At 74.8% G+C, this 19,410-nt stretch carries 16 protein-coding genes and 3 tRNA genes; 9 read left to right on the top strand and 10 right to left on the bottom strand.

Going from position 1 to position 19,410, the window contains the following annotated elements; translation table 11 throughout:
• Position 1 precedes the first annotated feature (1 nt).
• Genes HUT06_RS26355 through HUT06_RS26345 form a run of 3 tightly spaced genes read left to right on the top strand, consistent with a single transcriptional unit; the run spans position 2 to position 4,370 of the window.
• Positions 2-817, top strand: a complete 816-nt coding sequence (locus HUT06_RS26355; RefSeq protein ID WP_176198164.1) for an SAM-dependent methyltransferase — start codon at positions 2-4, stop codon at positions 815-817.
• A gap of 57 nt (positions 818-874) precedes the next feature.
• A complete protein-coding gene (locus HUT06_RS26350; RefSeq protein ID WP_176198163.1) occupies positions 875-1,423 on the top strand; it encodes a carboxymuconolactone decarboxylase family protein in 549 nt (182 codons plus the stop codon).
• Between the two features lie 43 nt (positions 1,424-1,466).
• Positions 1,467-4,370 (top strand): hypothetical protein, encoded by a 2,904-nt coding sequence (locus HUT06_RS26345; RefSeq protein WP_176198162.1) that lies wholly within the window; start codon positions 1,467-1,469, stop codon positions 4,368-4,370.
• Here the strand turns inward: HUT06_RS26345 and HUT06_RS26340 are convergent.
• Both HUT06_RS26340 and HUT06_RS26335 read right to left on the bottom strand, forming a co-directional pair.
• A complete protein-coding gene (locus HUT06_RS26340; RefSeq protein ID WP_217711467.1) occupies positions 4,348-5,988 on the bottom strand; it encodes a glycosyltransferase family 39 protein in 1,641 nt (546 codons plus the stop codon). The two genes, HUT06_RS26345 and HUT06_RS26340, sit on opposite strands and share 23 nt — an antisense overlap.
• Positions 5,937-7,634, bottom strand: a complete 1,698-nt coding sequence (locus HUT06_RS26335; protein ID WP_254715390.1) for a sulfatase — start codon at positions 7,632-7,634, stop codon at positions 5,937-5,939. The genes HUT06_RS26340 and HUT06_RS26335 overlap by 52 nt, the downstream gene beginning before the upstream one ends.
• A 192-nt stretch (positions 7,635-7,826) precedes the next feature.
• On the opposite strand from HUT06_RS26335, the gene HUT06_RS26330 reads away from it, so the two are divergent.
• Positions 7,827-8,426, top strand: a complete 600-nt coding sequence (locus HUT06_RS26330) for a dihydrofolate reductase family protein (protein ID WP_176198160.1) — start codon at positions 7,827-7,829, stop codon at positions 8,424-8,426.
• Here the strand turns inward: HUT06_RS26330 and HUT06_RS26325 are convergent.
• The 4 genes from HUT06_RS26325 to HUT06_RS26310 all read right to left on the bottom strand — a co-directional run bounded on the left by HUT06_RS26325 (position 8,416) and on the right by HUT06_RS26310 (position 13,009).
• Positions 8,416-9,270, bottom strand: coding sequence for a class II fructose-bisphosphate aldolase (locus HUT06_RS26325; RefSeq protein ID WP_176198159.1), 855 nt, complete (start codon positions 9,268-9,270; stop codon positions 8,416-8,418). The genes HUT06_RS26330 and HUT06_RS26325 overlap by 11 nt on opposite strands.
• The gene (locus HUT06_RS26320; protein WP_176198158.1) at positions 9,248-10,171 is read right to left on the bottom strand and encodes a 1-phosphofructokinase family hexose kinase; all 924 of its coding nucleotides are present in this window, start codon (positions 10,169-10,171) and stop codon (positions 9,248-9,250) included. Before HUT06_RS26320 ends, HUT06_RS26325 begins: the two co-directional genes overlap by 23 nt.
• Positions 10,168-11,061, bottom strand: a complete 894-nt coding sequence (locus HUT06_RS26315; RefSeq protein WP_217711466.1) for an SIS domain-containing protein — start codon at positions 11,059-11,061, stop codon at positions 10,168-10,170. Before HUT06_RS26315 ends, HUT06_RS26320 begins: the two co-directional genes overlap by 4 nt.
• A gap of 274 nt (positions 11,062-11,335) precedes the next feature.
• On the bottom strand, positions 11,336-13,009 hold the full coding sequence (locus HUT06_RS26310; protein ID WP_176198157.1) for a hypothetical protein: 1,674 nt from the start codon (positions 13,007-13,009) through the stop codon (positions 11,336-11,338).
• Between the two features lie 119 nt (positions 13,010-13,128).
• Here HUT06_RS26310 and HUT06_RS26305 point away from each other — a divergent pair, with 119 nt between their 5' ends.
• Positions 13,129-14,241 (top strand): S1 family peptidase, encoded by a 1,113-nt coding sequence (locus HUT06_RS26305; RefSeq protein WP_176198156.1) that lies wholly within the window; start codon positions 13,129-13,131, stop codon positions 14,239-14,241.
• Here HUT06_RS26305 and HUT06_RS26300 read toward each other — a convergent pair.
• Complete coding sequence (locus tag HUT06_RS26300; RefSeq protein WP_176198155.1) at positions 14,234-15,058, bottom strand: SAM-dependent methyltransferase; 825 nt, start codon at positions 15,056-15,058, stop codon at positions 14,234-14,236. The two genes, HUT06_RS26305 and HUT06_RS26300, sit on opposite strands and share 8 nt — an antisense overlap.
• Positions 15,059-15,160: 102 nt before the next feature.
• On the opposite strand from HUT06_RS26300, the gene HUT06_RS26295 reads away from it, so the two are divergent.
• Both HUT06_RS26295 and HUT06_RS26290 read left to right on the top strand, forming a co-directional pair.
• Entirely contained in the window at positions 15,161-16,036 is an 876-nt protein-coding gene (locus HUT06_RS26295) for an SDR family oxidoreductase (RefSeq protein WP_176198154.1), read from the top strand.
• Between the two features lie 75 nt (positions 16,037-16,111).
• Complete coding sequence (locus HUT06_RS26290) at positions 16,112-16,669, top strand: G5 domain-containing protein (RefSeq protein ID WP_217711465.1); 558 nt, start codon at positions 16,112-16,114, stop codon at positions 16,667-16,669.
• 612 nt (positions 16,670-17,281) lie between these two features.
• Here HUT06_RS26290 and HUT06_RS26285 read toward each other — a convergent pair.
• From HUT06_RS26285 to HUT06_RS26275, 3 genes are all read right to left on the bottom strand, one after another.
• Positions 17,282-17,353: transfer RNA gene (locus tag HUT06_RS26285), tRNA-Val, on the bottom strand.
• Between the two features lie 34 nt (positions 17,354-17,387).
• Positions 17,388-17,458: transfer RNA gene (locus tag HUT06_RS26280), tRNA-Cys, on the bottom strand.
• Positions 17,459-17,498: 40 nt separating this feature from the next.
• Positions 17,499-17,570, bottom strand: a tRNA-Gly gene (locus HUT06_RS26275).
• 125 nt (positions 17,571-17,695) lie between these two features.
• Here HUT06_RS26275 and HUT06_RS26270 point away from each other — a divergent pair.
• A complete protein-coding gene (locus HUT06_RS26270) occupies positions 17,696-18,400 on the top strand; it encodes a helix-turn-helix transcriptional regulator (RefSeq protein ID WP_176198153.1) in 705 nt (234 codons plus the stop codon).
• Positions 18,401-18,567: 167 nt separating this feature from the next.
• On the top strand, positions 18,568-19,404 hold the full coding sequence (locus tag HUT06_RS26265; RefSeq protein WP_254715389.1) for an aminotransferase class IV: 837 nt from the start codon (positions 18,568-18,570) through the stop codon (positions 19,402-19,404).
• Positions 19,405-19,410: the final 6 nt, after the last annotated feature.

Genomic DNA, 19,410 nt, shown 5'->3' with positions numbered 1-19,410 from the left:
GATGAGCACCGCTGGCACGGAGGGCGCGGGCGACGGGATCCGCACGGACCGCCCGGTGTCGGCGCGGGTCTGGGACTACTGGCTCGGCGGCAAGGACCACTACGAGGTCGACCGGATGGCCGGGGAGGCGGTCGCCCGGCAGGTCCCCGGCATCGTCGCCGCCGCCCGCACCGACCGGCTGTTCCTCGGCCGCTGCGTCCGCCACCTGGCGGGCGAGGAGGGCGTGCGGCAGTTCCTCGACATCGGCACCGGGCTGCCGACCGCCGACAACACGCACGAGATCGCGCAGCGGGTGGCGCCGGAGTCGCGCATCGTCTACGTCGACAACGACCCGCTCGTGCTCGCGCACGCGCGCGCCCTGCTCACCAGCGCGCCGGAGGGGGCGACCGACTACATCGACGCCGACGTCCGCGACCCCGGCCGCATCCTCGCGCGGGCCGCCGCGACGCTCGACTTCGACCGCCCCGTCGGACTGATGATGCTCGCCCTGCTGCACCTCGTCACCGACGACGGCGAGGCCCGCGCCATCCTGGACCGGCTCGTCGGCGCGCTCGCCCCGGGCAGCTTCGTGGCGCTGTCGCACGCCTGCCTGGACGTGGACGTCACGCACACCGCCGTCAAGGCGTGGAACGCGAGCGGCACCCCGCACCCGCTCAGGGCCCGGAGCGCCGCGGAGATCGAGGCGCTGTTCGACGGCCTGGAGCTGGTGGAGCCCGGCGTCGTGTCGTGCTCCCGGTGGCGCCCCGAGCCCAATCCGTGGGGCGAGCCGCAGGAGACCATGACCTTTTGTGGAGTGGCGAGAAAACTGGCCGCCTGACGAACTTCGTACGAAGATCAGGGGAATTGTCCGACATCATTTCCCCGGAGGCAGTCCTTGGCGCATATCGAACTGGACGAGAACGTTCCCGGGCTGCCGTCCCTGCTCCGGTTCCGGCCGGAGACAGCGGGTCCGCTGAGCGCGCTCGCGGAGGCCCTGCTGCGCGGCCCGAGCCCCCTCGCGCCCGGCGAGCGGGAGCTGATCGCCGCGTACGTCTCCGAGCTGAACGGCTGCCGGTTCTGCGCGTCGTCGCACGGCGCGTGCGCCGCCGCGCAGCTGCCCGGCGGGATGACGCTCGTCCAGCAGGTCCACGCCGACCCCGGGGCGGCGCCCGTCTCCGCCAAGCTCCGGGCCCTGCTCGGCATCGCCGCCGCCGTCCAGCGCGGCGGGAACGAGGTCGGGCCGGAGCATGTCGGCGCCGCGCGGGACGCCGGCGCCACCGACGTCGAGATCCACGACACCGTGCTCATCGCCGCCGCGTTCTGCATGTACAACCGGTACGTGGACGGCCTCGGCACCAGCGCCCCCGAGGACCCGGCCGCCTACGCGATGATGGCCGAGCGGCTCGTCGCCGACGGCTACGGGACGGCCGCGGGCCCGCGCTGAAACCGGGTCGACCCGGGCGCGCCCGGCCGGGATCATGGGACGGGTGAAGATCCGGCTCACCGGCGGTGTGGTGGCTTCGGGGCGGCATGCCTGGATCGCCCGGCCGTCCGGTCCGGTGCGGCTGCTGGAGCAGGCGGACGCGCCGCCGGGCGCCGCCGTCGCGCTCGGCCCCGAGGAGGCCTCGGACGCGGACGCGGCCGGCGCCGTCCGCGAGCTGTCCCGCCTGGTGGCCGGCGGCGGCGTCGCCGCGGCGGGCGCGGGCGTCGACCTCGGCGCCGGCTTTCGCTCCGCGCGGCTGGACGGCGCGCACGGGGACCAGCGCGACGCCGTCCTCGCCGCGCTGCGGGCCGTCGGCATGGGCGACGCGCACCGGCTGGGGCCGCGCGCCGGGCTGCTGGTGGCGCTGTTCGGCCCGGCGGTCACGAAGCCGGTCGGCGCCGCCGCCGCGCGGGCCGTCGAAGACGGGCGCTGGGCGGCGCTGCACCTGGCGTCGGCGGCCAGCGACGTCCTCGGCCCCGAGCAGCTCGAACGGGTCCTCGCCCTGGAGGCGCCCGAGGACACCGCCCTCGCCCCCGACGGCCCGCCCTCGGCGCTCGCGCGGTACTTCCGGCAGGTGTTCGCGGACGTGCCCGGCCCGCGCCGGCTCCACCTCGTCCTGGACCTGTGGGAGCGGGTGCTGGAGCACCGGCGCGCGCGCGGCGTCCGCGAGCGGAGGCTGGCGACGCAGGCCCGCCGCGACCGCCTGGACGCCCTGCGCGAGCGCCGCCGCCACCACGACGACCAGCGGGTGCTGTTCTGGCTGCGGGTCTCGCGCGACGACTTCCAGTTCGAGCCGTCCCTCGCCGACGCCGCGCGGTGGGTGCCGAGCGAGCCGTACTGGCACGACCGCCTCGACCGGCTGCTCCAGGACGCGCTCGGCGCCACCGCCCTGCTGCGCGCCGCGGCCGCCGTCGCCGACCACGGGCTCGGCGCCGGGCTCGACCGCTCGCTGCCGCTCCTGCGTGCCGCCGCCGGCCGGGTCGCCGACACGGTCGCGGCGCATTCGGCGCGGCGCGTCCCGGGCCTCACCGGCCTCCCCGCGCGCCCCGCCGCCCACGTGCGCGACCTCGTGCGCAGGCTCGACAAGGACAAGCCCCGGGACGCGAAGTTCGGCGCCTACGTCCGGCCCCGCCTGTCCCACGCCCGCGACTACGCGCTCCTGGTCGTCGAGGACGCGGAGGCGCTGCTGAACGACGTGTGCGGCCTCGGCGACGACGCGCCCGCGGTGCAGAAGCAGGTGCTGCGGGCGTGGGCGGACTCCGGGCTCGCGCGGTGGCGCGAGGACGCGGGGTACGGCGCGGCGCGCCCGCCCGCCGAATGGTCCGGCATCCAGCCCTGGACGACCCCGCTGCTGAACGGCCCCGCCCCGCTGCGCGAACGGCTCGCCGCCGACCCCGCTGCCGACCCGGCCGCCGTGGAGACGGTCGGCGACCTGCTCTGGTACGCCGACCTGATCGACGCGCTCGCCCAGCTGCACGGGCACGAGCGGGCCGAGCCCACCCCCGGCACCGGCGCGCCCTGGTACGACCACGACCCGCCGCCCCCGGACGACGAGCCGCTGCGGCCCGGCCTGGGTTCGGTGACTCTCGCCGTCTCCGGCGCCGCGCAGCTCGCCGCGCTCGGCGGCGTCCCGCCCCGGGCGCCGCGCGGCTGGACGGAGTTCACCGAGGGCCTCATGTCGGCCACCGCGATCAGCTCGGCCCTCACGGGCGACTTCGCCGTCCCGCCGGCGCTCGCCGCGCTGGACGGGACCACCGTCCCCGGCGCGGGCGTGCGCGTCATGGTGGCGCGCAGCGCCCGAGACCTCGCCGAGTGGGCCGCCTACATGGGCAACTGCATCGCCGAATACGCCGACGAGGCCAGGACGGGCCGCACCGTGCTGCTCGGCCTCTACGGCAGGGACGGCCTGCTCGCCGCCAACGCCGAACTGGCGGCGCTGAAGCCCGCGGCGCGGGGCTGGCGGGTCGTCGAGATCAGGGCCCGGTTCAACGACGACCCGCCCGCCGAGCTGGAGCAGGCGTTCGGGGAGTGGGCCGCCGCGATCCCCGGCACCGTCCCGGACGAGCCCGGCCCGCCACCGGAGGAGCCGCCGCCCGCCCGCGCCGCGCGCCGCCGCGCCGCGCCCCGCCTGGTCGAGGAGGCCGGCCCGGCCCTCGCCCCGCTCGCCCGGCGGGCGTTCCGCGCCACCCCTCCCGGGGCGTCCGCCGCGCTCGCCGCCGTCGCCGGGACCGCGCCGGACGCCGCGCCCGCCCGGCTGCGCCGCCTCGGCGGAACCCAGCTGGCCGGCGCGGTCCGCCGCGCGCTCGACGGCGGCGCCACCGACCTCGTCGCGCTCTGGACGGCCACCGGCCACCGCCCGATGGCCTCCGCCCTCGACGCCCTGGACCCCGGCCTGCGCGACCGCTTCGACCGGCTCGGGCTGCTCCTCGGCGAGCCGCCGCTGCCGAAGGCGCTGCGCCGGCTCGTCAAGGCTCCCGACATCGCCGCCGCCCACGCCTTCGATCTGGCGGCGCGCCGGGTCCGCCGCGCGATCGGGCGGCTCGCCGCGGACGACGACCCGGTGATCGCCGCCGCCCTCGCGCGGCCGTCGGCCGAGCCGCTGCTCTGCGCGCTCGCCGTCGCGGCCGCCTGCGCCCCGATGGAGGCCGCCCGCACTCCGGTGACGCGGCCGCGCGGCGTCACCGTGCCCGGCTACCCCGCCACGTCGCTCGACGACAAGGACGGACCCTGGCAGCGCGCCCTGCCGGCCGCCCGCGAGCTCGGCGCCGACACCTCGGTGTTCTGGGACGAGGTCGCCGCGCACGGCCTGCGCGTCCCCGCGTCGTGGCTCGCCCACGGCGGCTGGCCGGCGCTGTGGTCGCGCGCCCACGCCCACCGCCGGCCGGTCACGGCCGGCGGAAGATCGTGATGGAGTGGCCGACCTCGTCGACCGGGTCGCTGGAGGCGATGAGCGGGACCAGCCGCGGGTCGTCCTTGGCGATCCAGCTGTCGGAGACGACCAGCAGGCCGCGCACCCGGTCCGGGGGCGCGGTGAGCGGGTCGGACGCGCGGATGCCGTAGTGGGACGGGACGCCGCTGCCCTTGTAGGCGAGCCACACCGCCTCGCCGGGGTAGCGGTCGCGGAGGCGGTCGGCGAGCCGCCCGAGGTCCTGGCCCCAGTCGACGTTGGAGTCGTGCAGGTACCGGTGCGTCCCGGCCGGGCCGCCGAACGCCTCGTTGGCGTAGGGCAGGTAGTACGGGAAGGCGCGCAGCGAGCTGACCGCGACGTACAGCACCAGCGCCGCCGTCACCGCCGCGGCCCACCGCCGCCGGACGGCCGTCAGCCCGGCCGCCGCCACCGCCCCGAACAACGGCAGGAAGATCACGTACCGGACGCCGAGGTCGCGGGCGCCGGTCATCGCCACCGCCAGCAGCACGGCCGGCGGCGCGAGGACGTACGGCGCGGCGGGCCGCAGCCGGGGGAGCCGCACCATCGCCGCCGCCCCCGCCGCCCACAGGGCGAGCGCCCCGAGCGGGGTCTTCACCAGCAGCGCGGCGGGCAGGTAGTACCAGCGCGACCCCCGGTAGGTGTCGCCGAACAGGAAGCTCGTCCAGGCCAGGTCCTCGAAGCCGAACTGGACGCGCATCCCGTCCCGGAACGGCCTCGGGAACGGGAGCAGATCGACGGCGAGCCCCCGCAGCCCGCCGATCGCGGGGACGTCGCCGGGCGCCGTCCACCGCAGGCGCGGATCGACGGCCAGGTAGCTCGCCCACACGACCGCGACCACCAGCGCGGCGACGCCGCCCGCCGCCAGCACCCCCGCGAGGACGGGCCGTCCGGTGCCCCGCGACCGCCGCGCCCACCAGACCGCCAGCGCGACCAGCACCAGCAGCACCGGCACGGCGGGCAGCGCGCTCATCTTGGTCGCGACGGCCGCGCCGAGCGCCGCCCCGGCGAGCGGCACGCGGAGTCTCGGCCGCCGCCGCGCCCGCCACGCCAGCCACGCCGACGTCAGCAGCAGGCCTGCCACCGGGACGTCGAGGGTCGCCAGCGACCCGTGCGCGATGACGCCGGGGGAGAACGCGTAGAGCGCGAGCGCCGCCACGCCCCCGGCCGGGCCCGCGAGGTCGCGGGCGAACGCGAACACGACCAGCCCGAACAGCAGGGTCAGCGCGATGACCGGCAGCCGCGCCGCCAGCAGCACCCGCTGCGCGTCGTTGCCCGACTCGTACAGGAGGTGCCGGCCGACGTCCTGCTGCGTGCCCGTGAAGGACGGGTCCAGGCGGGCGCCGCCGAGCACCGCCCCGGCGCCGATGAGCAGCTTGCCGAGCGGCGGATGCTCCGGGTTGTACCGCAGGTCGTGCTCGCGCAGGTAGACGACGCCCGCGCCGACGTACACGGGCTCGTCGACGGTCGGGGACTGCCGGACGGCCGTGGACACCATCGCCGCCGCCATCTGCGCCAGCAGCGCCGCGACGACGACCGCGAGGAGCGTCAGCCGCCGAACGCGGTGAGGAAGCGGTCCCGGAACGCGCTCATCGGCCACACCGGGGTGTCCTTGCCGGGGCGCAGCCCGTCCTGCCAGTTCCATCCCGAGATCCTGTCCAGTACGGCCTTGTCCTTCGCGACGATCGTGACCGGCACGTCCCGGCTCGCGCCCGCGCCCGTGATGAGCGGCGCGGGCTGGTGGTCGCCGAGGAACACCAGCACCGTCCTGTCGTTGCCGTAGGTCTCCAGGTACGACACGAGCGTGTTCAGCGTGTACTCGATCGACTTGCGGTACTCGGTGCGGATCCGGCCGCCGGCGGGCCACGGCGCGTCATAGCCCTTGCCCATCCCGTTGAAGACCGAACCGTCGCCGACCTGGTCCCACGGCACCAGCCGGGGGATCGACGCCCACGGCGCGTGGCTCGACACCAGCGCCGTCTCCGCCATCACCGGCGCGCGGTCCTTCCCCGCCAGCTCGGCGCGCTGCAGCGTCGACAGCGTGTACTGGTCCGGCATGGTCGCGAAGCTGAACCGGGGGCCGCGGTACCCGAGGTTCCGGTCGTCGTACACCTTGTCGTAGCCGAAGAACTTCCCCTCCGGCCATGCACGGGTGATCGCCGGCATGAGCGCGACCGTCCGGGCGTCCGCCCGGTGGAACGCCCTGTTCAGCGTCAGCCGGCCGCTGTTCACCAGCGTCCGGTACCGCTGCTGGTTGTCGACCCACAGGCCGGACAAGAGGGTCGCGTGCGCGAGCCAGCTCCCGCCGCCCGCCGTGGACGAGGTCAGCCATCCGCTGCGGGCCCCGAACCCGGCCTTGCGGAGCCGCTCCGACCCCTGGTCCAGGACGGCGCCGACCCGCGGCGCGTACTGCGGGCTCTCCACCGCCGAGCGCCCGTAGCTCTCCACGAACGCGAGCACGACGTCCTTGCCGCGCAGCCCGGTCAGCAGCTTGTCGTCGGGGGTGTCGCGGAACCGGTCGACGGCGGCGGCCTTCGCGAACTCCTCCCGGTCGTTCAGGCTCTCCCGCACCTGCCGCGCGTGGTCGTAGGCGAGCACCGCCGCGCTCCGGGACGCGACCGGCACCCCGTCCACGAGCTGCGCGCCGAGCACGGCGCACACCACCCAGACCACGCCCAGCACCGCCGCCGCGCGCGCCGCCGCCCGGTCGTGCCGGACGGCGACGCCGCCGAGCCGCAGCGCCGACAGCGACATCAGCGCCACCACCCCGACCGCCAGGACGACCGCCAGGACGACCGCCGCGACCGCCCCCGCGGGCCCGGCCGACTCGCCCACGAACTCCACGGCCGGGCGCAGCAGCGGCCAGTCCAGCACCAGGTCGAACGGCCGGACGAGCACCGCGTCGAACCCGATGTCGAGCACCTTCAGCACGAGCACCAGGCCGAGGGCGGCCCCCGCCGTCCCCGCCGCGCGGCGCCTCGCCCACGCCGGGACCACGAGGACCAGGGCGACGCCGAGCACGCCCTCGATCGGGACGCGCACGAACGCGCCCGGGGTCAGCCGGGCGTACTCCGCCGGGGCGACCAGCGCGGCCAGCACCAGCAGGAAGGCCGCGCCGGTCACCGCCCGTGCCGCGATCCGCCGGCGCCGCCCGGCCCGTCCGCCCCGCTCCTGCGGCCCGGTGTCCTGCGCGTTCTCGTCCGTCACCCGCTTCGCGCGGCTATCGGTGGTCAGCTCGTCCTCCAAGGGCTCGGTCCCCCCTGCCGCGTACGCGACACCAACAGCACGTCCGCCCGGAGCCCGCCGGTTCAACCTTCCCCGGCCGGGATCGTGCCAGAGCCGACGAGTTTTTTGCCCGGAGGATGTCGAGAACCGATGGGCGGCTCCGATCTCCTGGTGAGCGGCGCCGGAGGGGCGCCCCGACAGGGAGGCAACGCCATGGGAAAGGTCACCTGCGACATCGGCATCTCCGTGGACGGCTTCGTCGCCGGCCCGAACCAGCGGCTGGAGGAGCCGCTCGGCGACGGCGCCGAGCGGCTGCACCGGTGGATGTTCGAGCAGCCCGAGGCCAACGCCGAGGCCATCGAGAAGATCACGGCGGCCGGCGCGTTCATCATGGGCCGCAACATGTTCGGCCCGGTGCGCGGCACCTGGGGCGACTCGGACTGGACCGGCTGGTGGGGCGAGGAGCCGCCCTACCACGCGCCCGTGTTCGTCCTGACCCACCACCCGAAGGACCCCGTGCCGATGAAGGGCGGCACCACGTTCAACTTCGTCACCGACGGCGTCGAGGCCGCCATGGAGCGGGCGCGGCGGGCCGCCGGCGACGCGGACGTGTCGGTCGCCGGCGGCGCGCAGACCGTGAACCAGTACCTGAAGGCGGGCCTGATCGACGAGCTGCGGCTGCACATCGCGCCGATCGTGCTCGGCGCGGGAGAGCGCCTGTTCGCGGACGTCGGCGACCTCGCCCTCGAACCGGTCGCGGTCTCCCACACCGACCTGGTCACGCACGTGACCTACCGGCGGCTCAACCGGTAGCGGCCCCCGCCGCCGGGGCGGCCGCCCGGATCACCGCGAGGAGCCGGGCGACCTCGGCGGCGACCGCGTCCCGCCCGGCGGCGATGTAGCGGCGCGGGTCCACCAGGGCCGGGTCGGCGCCGAGCCGGTCGCGGACGGCGCCGGTGTAGACCTTGTTGAGGTGCGTCGCGATGTTGATCTTCGTCATGCCGTGCTCGACGGCGGCGGTGAGCGCGCCGTCGGGCACGCCGGACGAGCCGTGCAGCACCAGCGGGACCGGCACGGTCGCCGCCAGCCGGGCGATCAGCGGCAGATCCAGGACCGTGTCGCGGGTGAGCATCGCGTGCGACGTGCCGACCGCGACGGCGAGGGCGTCCACGCCCGTCGCGGCCACGTAGCCGGCGGCCTCGCCGGGGTCGGTGCGGGCGTGCGGGGCGTGCACGCCGTCCTTGCCGCCGATCTCGCCGAGCTCCGCCTCCACCCAGACCCCGGCCGCGCGGCAGCGCGCCGCGACCTCGGCGGTGGCTGCGACGTTCGCGCCGTGGGGCAGCCGGGACGCGTCGAACATCACCGACCCGAACCCCAGCTCGACGGCCTCCCGGACCAGGTCCGCCGACGTCGCGTGGTCCAGGTGCGCCACCACCGGCACGGCGGCGGCCCGCCCGACCGCGAGGACGGCCCGCCCGATCGGCGCGAGCGCGCCGTGGTAGGCGGCGCAGTTCTCGCTGACCTGCAGCACCACGGGCGCGCCCGCCCGCTCCGCGCCGGCGACGATCGCCTCGGCGTGCTCCAGCTGGATCACGTTGAACGCGCCGAGGCCGCGCCCCCGCGCGGGGACGGCCTCACTCATGGGGACGAGCGGCATGGCTCTCCTCGGATCGGAGGGTGACGCGCGCGAGGAGCGCGGGGAGGCCGGCGGCGTCGAGCTCGCCGGCGACGGGGGAGCGGACCGCGCAGGCGGCCAGCGCGACGGCGCGGCGCAGCCGGTCCGGCCAGGGCAGGCCGCCCGCCAGGCCCGCCGCCAGCGCGGCGACGAGCGCGTCGCCCGCGCCCGTCGGGTTGCCCGGCTCCGGGCGGTCGAGGGCGGCGCGCAAGACCCCGTCCGGGGTATCGGCGAGGACGCCGTCCGGGCCGAGGGACGCGACGACCGCGCCCGCGCCCGCCGCGCGCAGCGCCCGGACCCCGGCGGCGGTGTCGCCGGTGCCGCTCGCGCGGGCCAGCTCGCCGGCGTTCGGCTTCACCACGTCGGGACGCCCCGCGACGCCGAGCCGCAGCGCCTCCCCGTCGGCGTCCAGCACCACCGGGCCGGGAGCGCGCCGGGCCAGCTCGGCGTAGGCGTCCGGCGGGACGCCCGGCGGCAGGCTCCCCGACAGGACGACCACGGCGGCGTCCGCGGCGAGGGCGTCGTAGCGGCTGAGGAAGGCGTCCCACTCCGGGCCCGTCACCATGGGGCCCGGCTCGCAGTACATCGTCACCTCGGGGCCGACGACCGTGACGGTCCGGCGCGACTCCGCGGCCACCGGGCTGAAGGCGGCGGGCACGCCGAACGCGGCGAGGCCCTCCTCGATCCGCCGGCCCGCCGCGCCGCCGGCCAGCCCGGTCGCGACCACGGCGTGGCCGAGGCCGTGCAGGACGCGGGCGACGTTGACGCCCTTGCCGCCGGGGCGGCGGTGCACCGCCGCGACCCGGTTGACCTCCCCGGACCGCGCGTCCGGCACCTCGTAGGTGTCGTCGAGCGCCGCGTTCAGCGTGACCGTGACGATCATCCGTCGGCGTCCAGGATCACCGAGCGGGTCAAGTGCCGCGGGCGCTCGGGGTCCAGGCCCGCCGCCTCCGCCAGCGCCACCGCGAGCCGCTGCGCCCGGACCAGGTCGGCCAGCGGGTCGGCGGCGGACGTGCGCAGCGTCCCGCCGGTCGCGGCGACCTGCTCGGCGAGGCCGTCCGGCAGCTCGCCGAACATCCAGACCGCGCGGCCGGGGCCGGTGATGCTGATCGGGCCGTGCCGGTACTCCATCGCCGGGTACGCCTCGGTCCAGAAGCCCGCCGCCTCGCGCATCTTCAGCGCGGCCTCCCGCGCGATGCCGACCGTCCAGCCGCGGCCGAGGAAGGTGATCTGCCCGGCGGCGAGCAGTTCGGGCGGGGGCGGGGCGGCCACGGCCGCCGCCGCGTCGGCGATCGCGGCGTCCAGGTCCTCGCCCAGGTGGGCGCGCAGCAGCGCCAGCTGCGTGGTCGCGAACCGGGTCTGGACGACCGACTCCTCGTCGGCGAACTCCAGCGCGATCACCCGGCCGGCGCTCGCCGACACCGGGGTGTCCGGGTCGGCGGTGATCGCGGTGGTGGGCACGGTGCCCGCGAGCCGGCCGAGGAGCTCCAGGACCTCCGTCGTCGTCCCGGACCGGGTCAGCGCCAGCACCCGGTCGTAGCGGCGGCCGTCCGGCATCTCCGAGGCGGCGAACGCGTCGGTCTCGCCGTGCCCGGCGCCCTCCCGCAGCGCGGCGTACGCCTGCGCCATGTACAGCGAGGTGCCGCATCCGACGACCGCGACCCGCTCCCCGCGGGCCGGCAGCGCCTCCCCGGCCTCCGCCGCCAGCCCGGCGGCCCGCCGCCAGCACTCCGGCTGCGCGGCGATCTCGGACATGATGCGGGTGCCGGCCATGAAATCTCCTGACGTGAGTCGAGCTGCTGCGAACACGGAGAGCGGCCGCGCGGCCCTCGCCCGAGCGTGCTCTCTAGCGTGAGAGCTTATGCTTGCTTCTGCTCATAAGTGAAGAGAAGGAATCAGAAACCATCATCTGAGATAGAGAACCGTGCCTGATGTGCGCGAACTGGGATGGAAGCCGCTGCGCGAAGACGACGGGTTCAGACGGCTCGCGCGCAGTGTCGAAACCACGCGGGCACTGGATGCGCGCGGGAGGCCGGCCCCTGCTCCGTCAGTCCTGGTCCGGCCGGTTCTGCCGCACCACCCGGACGAACCGGACGTCAATGTTGTCCCCGTCACCGGTGGTGATCCGGAAGTCGGTGCCGCCGCCCATGCCGCCGGCGAACGCGGCCTCGGGGATCCGGAACGTCGCGGTCTTCCACACCCCGTCGCCGGTGCGCCGCACCTGCGCCGTACGGCCGTCCTCGTGCTCGATCCACCAGGCGCCCTTGCCCGCGTCCCGGTACGTCACCTTGATCTGCACCGGCTCATCGCCGCCGTGAAGGAACCGGTCGTCCAGGTCGAAGTACAGCGACGTCTGCCCGTGCGCCCTGTCGGTGCTCAGCCCCTCGTAGGCGGTGCCGTTCTCCTTGGACAGGACGTTCTTGTGGACGTCCGCCATGGAGCGGCGGGCCTTGCCGTCCGGCTTGACGTCGCGCTGCACGAGCCAGCGCTCCAGGTTGCGCACCCAAGGCTTGCCGGCCCACGCACGCTCGCCGGTGAACGGGCCGGTGTTGTCGCGCCAGTAGGTGTCCTCGGCGTCGCGCAGCGCCGCCCACGCGTCCGGTGAGGTGGACGCGGTCTTGCCGATGCTCAGCCGCACCCACTCCCAGTGGTCGCGGTACTGCTTCATGTAGGACGGCCCCGGCACCACGTAGACCCAGTTCATCCGCAGTTGGAGCGCCTTGAGGTTCGACTGCCGCACCGCGTAGTACGGATCGCCGGTGCTGTATCCGCAGTCGTTGTAGCACTCGTTCTCGGTGGCGACGATGTGCTTCCCGTCGTGGACGGGCACGCTCTCGTCCACCGTCATGTGGCCGTCGGGCCGGATGCGGCTCCCGTACGAGGGCGCCTCGTTCAGGTGGACGTTGAACTCTTCGGTGATGCCGGTGCGGATGCCCAGGCCCGCGTCCACGGCCTGCTTGGCGAACAGGTCGGTCTTCGAGCCCCACGGACCCCACGGGTAGTCCTCGCCGGTGAACACGAGCTTGCCGCTGTACGGCCCGAACACCTCGGCCAGGTCGCGCCAGGCGTGCCGGTACCACGACTGGTACTTCTCGAACGTCAGGCCCTTCTCGACGGCCTGGGCGACGACGTCGTAGTCGTACTCCGCCCAGGTGAACGCGCCCGGCACGTAGACGAACTTCAGCCGGGGGTCCGCGCGCAGGCCCTTGTCGACGAACAGCTTCCGGTAGAGGCCGAGCAGCCGCCCCCACACGCACTCGTCCCAGATCGGCAGATGGTACTGGCCGTCGTAGTCGGGACCGATCGGCTCCACCCGGCACTCGTCGGCGACCCAGCCGGGCGCCCATCCCGCCCCGCCGGCGAAGACGCGCATCCAGAACGGCCGGCGGTCGGCGAGCTGCTCGCCGAGCGGGGCGAGGTCCATCTCCTGGGCGCTACCGCTCGTGCCGGCCGACACCTGCCCGGGGCCGTCCGGCTGGAGCTGCCGCCAGGTCACGTCCAGCGCGCGCGTGTCGACATGGTCGGCCGGCGCCGCCTCCTCGGAGAAGAACCCAGAGTTCGGCGAAGGCCGCACCCAGCCCGGCAGCGTCCAATCGTCGCCTGCCCGCACCTGGACGCCGCCGGTCACCTCGTCGCCGGAGCACGCGCCCGCGACGGTCAAGGCCACCACGAGGCTCATCAGGGCGGCGACCACCCGGGCGCCATCACCAACTCGTCGCACAGTCTCCTGATCTCCTCCAAGGTCAGCGTATCGGCGCGCCCGCCCGCACGGATTGAACTCCCTGCGCCGAAGCCGCGTACCCCCACCCGTAGATCGAGGCCCCGGAACCGGGAGGGTTCATGAGCGTGAGGAACAGCCGGCTGCGCACCGCGGTGACGACGGCCGCCGCGGCCGCCGGATCCGCCGGGCTCCTGGCCGGCGCGCTGTACGTGGTGCACGCCGAGTCGGACTCCGGCGACCGGCCGGCGAGCCTCGCCGGCGACGCCCAGGCCGGCCGCCGCACGACCGACCGGGCCGCGGCCACGGCCGCCCGGCTCGCGGACCGGCTCGGCGACCGCACCACCGGCGCCTACATCGATTCGGCGGGACGCCCCGTCGTGACGGTCACCAACGAGACCGACGCCGCCACCGTCCGCGCGGCGGGCGCCGTCCCCCGGCTGACGCGGCGCAGCCCCGCCCGGCTGCGCGAGGTCACCGCCGACCTGCGCCGCTCCTTCGCCGACGTCCCCGGCACCGGCTGGGCCGTCGATCCCGCCACCTCGAAGGTCACCGTCTGGACCGACGCGTCGGTCACCGGCGCCCGGATGGCCGCCGTCCAGCGCACCGCCGAGCGGATGGGCACCGCCGTCCGGATGGTGCGCTTCCCCGGCCGCCTGCACACCCTCGCCCTCGGCGGCGACCCGATCTTCGGCCAGGGCGCCCGCTGCTCGCTGGGCTTCAACGTCGAGCGGGGCGGGCAGCCGTTCTTCCTGACCGCCGGGCACTGCGGCAACGCCGTCCAGACCTGGACATCCGACCAGCAGGGCGGGCAGCCCCTCGGCACGACCGTGCAGAGCAGCTTCCCCGGCAACGACTTCGCGCTCGTCCGCGCGGAGGAGGGCGCCGCCGGCGAGGGCGCGGTCAACCTCTACAACGGGCAGGCGGTGGACATCACGCAGGCGGGCGAGGCCGTGGTCGGCCAGCGCGTCGTCCGCAGCGGCAGCACCACCGGCGTCCACGCCGGCCGGGTCCTCGCCACCGGCGCCACGGTGAACTTCGCGGAGGGCACCGTCACCGGCATGATCCAGACCAGCGTCTGCGCCGAGCCCGGCGACAGCGGCGGGCCGCTCTTCGCCGGCGACACCGCGCTCGGCCTCACCTCCGGCGGCTCCGGCGACTGCCGGAGCGGTGGCGTCACGTTCTTCCAGCCGGTGACCGAGGCCCTCCAGGTCTTCGGAGCCGACGTCACTTGACGCGCGCGGCCGGCCCCAGCACGGCGAGCCCCCCGTACGCGGACACCGCCGCGGCGCCGGGCGCCGGCGGGTCGCCCGCGTCGCGATGCCACTGGGACACCAGGACCACGCCCGGTTCCACGAGTTCGAGGCCGGTGAAGACCAGCCGCTCGAACTCGGCGGCCGTCCGCGCCTGCGTGCGGACGCCGTCGTCGCGGTACCCGGCGGAGGCCGGCGCCAGCCGGGGCTCGTGCTCGGGCGTCACATGGCTGGCGAGCACGCAGCTGCCCGGCGGCAGGGCCGCCACGAAGGTCCGGACGATCTCCTCCGGCCCCTGCTCGTCCGGGACGAAGTGCAGGATCGCGCTCATGATCAGCGCGATCGGCTCGGTGAAGTCCAGCACGTCGCGGACCAGCCGGCTGCCGGTGATCTCCGCCGGCCGCCGGATGTCGGCGTCCAGATAGCCGACCGCCCCGCGCGGATCGGAGGTCATCAGCGCCCGCGCGTGCGCCAGCACGACGGGGTCGTTGTCGACATAGGCGATGCGCGCCGACGGCGTGATCCGCTGCGCGACCTCGTGCACGTTCGGCGAGGTCGGAATCCCGGTGCCGATGTCGAGGAACTGCCGGATTCCGAGTTCGCCGACGATGTGCCGGACGGCCCGCAGCAGAAAGCGGCGATTCTCCCGGGCCCCGACGCGAATGGCGGGAAAAGCCTCCTCGATCTTCCCTGCGGCGATCCGGTCGGCGGCGAAGTTGTCCTTTCCGCCCAGCAGGTAGTCATAGACCCGGGCGGACGACGGATGGGCCGCGTCGACGAGCGGCCGCGAACCTGACATGTTCCACTCCTGGCGCCGGTGCGGAGGCGAGTGCCATAGTTTAGTCCACCGCGCCGCCCGCCGGGCAATTCGCTTTCCGTAATCGACCGATCGAGGAACGTGATGAGGATCGTCATCGGCAGTGCATCGGGGCAGCTCGCCCGTGCGACCGCGAAATACGCGCTGGAAAAGGTGCCGCCCGGTGACCTGGTCTTGGTGACCCGCGATACGGCCGCGCTCGCCGAGTTCGCGGACCGCGGCGTGACCGTCCGGTACGGCGACTACGACCGCCCGGAGTCGCTGCCCGCCGCATTCGAGGGCGGCGACCGGCTCCTCCTCATCAGCCTGCATGAACTGGGGCATCGGGTCACCCAGCACAAGAACGCCATAAACGCGGCCAAAAATGCAGGTATCCGGCACATTGTCTACACGTCGTACATCATGGTCGATCCGGACTGCCCGTCCACGGTGGTCCCCGACCACCTGCGCACCCACGAACTCCTCGACGAGTCCGGGCTCGACGTCACCTATCTGCGCAACGGCCTCTACGCGGAGACCCCCGTCACCCAGATCCTCCCGCCCGCGATCGCGCGCGGCGTCCTGGTGGACAACACCGACCACGCCCGCGGCGCCTTCGTCCACCGCGACGACTGCGCCGCCGTCGCCGCCGCCGTGCTGGCCTCCAGCGGCCACGAGGGCAGGACCTACGACGTCACCGGCCCCGAACTGCTCAGCTTCGCCGACCTCACCGCCCTGGCGGCCAAGGTCTCCGGCCGCCCCGTCGCCTACCAGAGCGTGGACGACGAGAGCTTCGACGCGGGCCTGCGCGAGGCCGGCCTCCCCGACGACGTCCGCGGCATGATCGTCTCCTTCGGCACCGCGCTCCGCGCCGGCTACGGCGAGCCCCTCACCGACACCGTCGAACGCCTCACCGGCCGCCCGCCCCGCCCGATCGCCGACCTGATGGAGCGGCACCGCGACCTGCTGACCGGACCCTGACCGCAAACGGCCCAATTCCCACATTGACCGGCAAACAGCAACGCAGCACGATTTCCTCCAACAAAGGGGGAATTCATGAAACGCATGATCGCCGGCCTGGCGGCCGGAGGCCTTCTGCTGCTGAGCGCCTGCGACTCGAACGCCGCCGCCCCCATCGAGGCGGCGGCGTCTGGCACCCCCGCGACCACGGCACCGGCGACCACGACTCCGCCCACCACCCCGCCGGTAGAGAAGCGCAAGGTCACCACCACCCGCAAGATCCCGTACAAGACGAGGAAGGTGGACGACCCGACCCTTGCCGCGGGTAAGACCCGCGTGCGCAGAAAGGGCGCCACCGGCATCAAGAAGCTGACCTACGAGGTCACGTACACCGCCGGCGCGGAGACGTCCCGCAAACTGCTCGGCCAGAAGGTCACCAGGCCTCCGGTGACCCGGATCATCGCCGTGGGCACCAAGCGCGCCCGCTCATGCGACCCGAACTACAGCGGCGCCTGCGTCCCGATCGCCAGTGACGTCGACTGCGCAGGCGGCAGCGGCAACGGCCCCGCCTACGTCCAGGGCCCGGTCCGCGTGACCGGCTCCGACATCTACGACCTGGACCGCGACGGCGACGGCATCGCCTGCGACACCTGACCCACCACGGCGACGAGCAGCCGCCGACCGCCCACGAAGTACCGACCAAAGCCGGAGGAGGCAAGGGGCGGAGCCCCAAGCAGAAGCCGAGCCAGGAGGGGGCAAGGGGCGGAGCCCCAAAAACAGAACCCCGCGCCGGCAGCACGTAAGCGCGAACCTGAGCCGGGAGGGGGGCGGAGCCCCAAACAGAAGCCGAGCCAGGAGGGGGCAAGGGGCGGAGCCCCCAAAAACAGGACCTCGCGCCGGCAGCACGTAAGCGCGAACCTGAGCCGGGAGGGGGGCGGAGCCCCAAGCAGAAGCCGAGCCAGGAGGGGGCAAGGGGCGGAGCCCCAAAAAACAGAACCCCGCGCCGACAGCACATAAGCGCGAACCTGAGCCGGGAGGGGGGCGGAGCCCCAAGCAGAAGCCGAGCCAGGAGGGGGCAAGGGGCGGAGCCCCAAAAAAACAGAACCTCGCGTCGGCAGCACATAAGCGCGAACCTGAGCCGGGAGGGGGGCGTGGGGGGCGGAGCCCCCCACATCGGGGGTCCGGGGGTCGCCCCCCGGGTCAACATGACGAAGGAGTGGCGGCGAAGAAGCCAAAGGCTTCGAGCACACCACTCCCACTCCGAAGTGGGCGATACTGGGATTGAACCAGTGGCCTCTACCGTGTCAAGGTAGCGCTCTCCCACTGAGCTAATCGCCCGTTTCCGCGGCCTCCGGGGGGAGGTACGGCGTTGAGGTGGAGACGGGATTTGAACCCGTGTACACGGCTTTGCAGGCCGTTGCCTCGCCTCTCGGCCACTCCACCAGAATGAGACCTTCTGGGTCATAGCCGAAAGGCCCCTCAGAGCGGAAGACGGGATTTGAACCCGCGACCCTCACCTTGGCAAGGTGATGCTCTACCCCTGAGCCACTTCCGCGTGCGCCCTGCGGCGACGAGGAAGACTTTAGCGCGTCGGAGGCCGTTCCCCAAACCGGGTTTCGGCGGCGGGTGCGCGGGACGCTTCGACGGGCGTCGAAGGACGGGTCGCCTAGGGTCGGTGGCATGGGGTCGGAACATGTCGTGAGCGTGGACTTCGCGCCGGTCGCGGCGCTGCTGGCGGACCGGGCGCGGGCGGTGATGCTGACGGTGCTGCTGGACGGCCGCCCGCTGGCGGCGGGGGAGTTGGCGCGGGCGGCGGGGGTGAGCGCGCCGACGGCGAGCGCGCATCTCGGGAAGCTGCTGGACGGCGGTTTCGTCACGGTGGTGCGGCAGGGCCGGCACCGGTACTACCGGCTGCGGGGGAGCGAGGTGGCGCAGGTGATCGAGGCGCTGTCGCGGATCAGCCCGCCGGTGCAGGTGCGGAGCCTGCGGCAGTCGCGGGACGCGCGGCGGCTGCACGAGGCGCGCACGTGCTACGACCACCTCGCGGGGGAGGCCGGGGTGGCGCTGTTCGCGGCGCTGCTGGACGGCGGCCTGATCGAGGACGACGGCGCGGACGGGTTCGAGGTGACGGAGAAGGGCGAGGAGCGGCTCGGTGCGCTGGGCCTGGACGTCGCGGCGCTGCGGCGGGCGCGGCGGAGGTTCGCCTGGCAGTGCCTCGACTGGACGGAGCGGCGGCCGCATCTGAACGGGGCGCTGGGCGCGGCGCTGACGGAGCGGATGATCGAGCTGGCCTGGTTCGAGCGGGGGACGACCCGGCGGGTCCTCTCAGTGACGGCGGCGGGCCGCCGGGGGCTCGCGGATTCGTTCGGTTGCGTGCTGCCCTGACCGTCTGGGCGGTTCCTCCCGTTTCGGCGGGCCGCATGTGCGGTGGCCGGCGCGAAGAACTCGAACCCGCGGCCCCGGGCGCCGTACTGTGGGGCCATCGGCCGGGGACGGCCGTGCGAAGGCGCGAGTCCGGGCCGCGGCGGCCCGGCTTTTGGGAGGTGGCTCCGGTGACGGCGCAGGCCAGGATCTGGCTGAACGGGGAACTGGTCGATCCCGAGCGGGCGGTGGTGTCGGTCCTCGACCACGGCATGCTCGTCGGCGACGGGATCTTCGAGACGGTGAAGGCGGCGAACGGGGTGCCGTTCGCGCTGACCCGGCACCTGCGCCGGCTGGCCCGGTCGGCGGCCGGGCTCGGGCTGCCCGAGCCCGACCACGACGCCCTCGCCCAGGGCACCCTGGAGGTGCTGGCCGCCGCGCCGAAGTGGCCGCTGGCCCGCGTCCGCATCACCTACACCAGCGGCCCGGGGCCGCTCGGCTCGGCGCGCGGCGACGCGGGCCCGACCGTGTCGATCATCGCGGGCCCGCAGGACCCGTTCCCCCCGACGGCGGACGTGACGGTCGTGCCGTGGCCGCGCAACGAGCGGGGCGCGCTGTCCGGGCTGAAGACCACGTCCTACGCCGAGAACGCGCTGGCGCTGGCGTACGCGAAGGAGCGCGGCGGCGGCGAGGCCGTCTTCGGCAACACGGCCGGGAACCTGTGCGAGGGGACGGGCAGCAACATCTTCGTCGTCCTCGGGGGCCGGCTCGTGACGCCGCCGCTGTCGTCGGGCTGCCTGGCCGGGGTGACGCGGGCGCTGACGCTGGAGTGGTGCGGCGGCGAGGAGGAGGACCTCGCGCTCGACGACCTGTACCGGGCCGACGAGGCGTTCCTGACGTCCACGACCCGCGACGTCCAGCCGATCCGGGCGGTGGACGGCACGGTCCTGCCGGCGGCGCCCGGCCCGATCACCGCCAAGGCGATGGAGGCGTTCGCGGCCCGCTCCGCCGAGCTCATGGACCCTTGATCGAAG

This window comes from Actinomadura sp. NAK00032 (genome assembly GCF_013364275.1).
Lineage (GTDB): Bacteria > Actinomycetota > Actinomycetes > Streptosporangiales > Streptosporangiaceae > Spirillospora.
The sequence above is the reverse complement of the archived record's forward strand: the minus strand, read 5'-3'. Positions and strand labels throughout refer to the sequence as shown.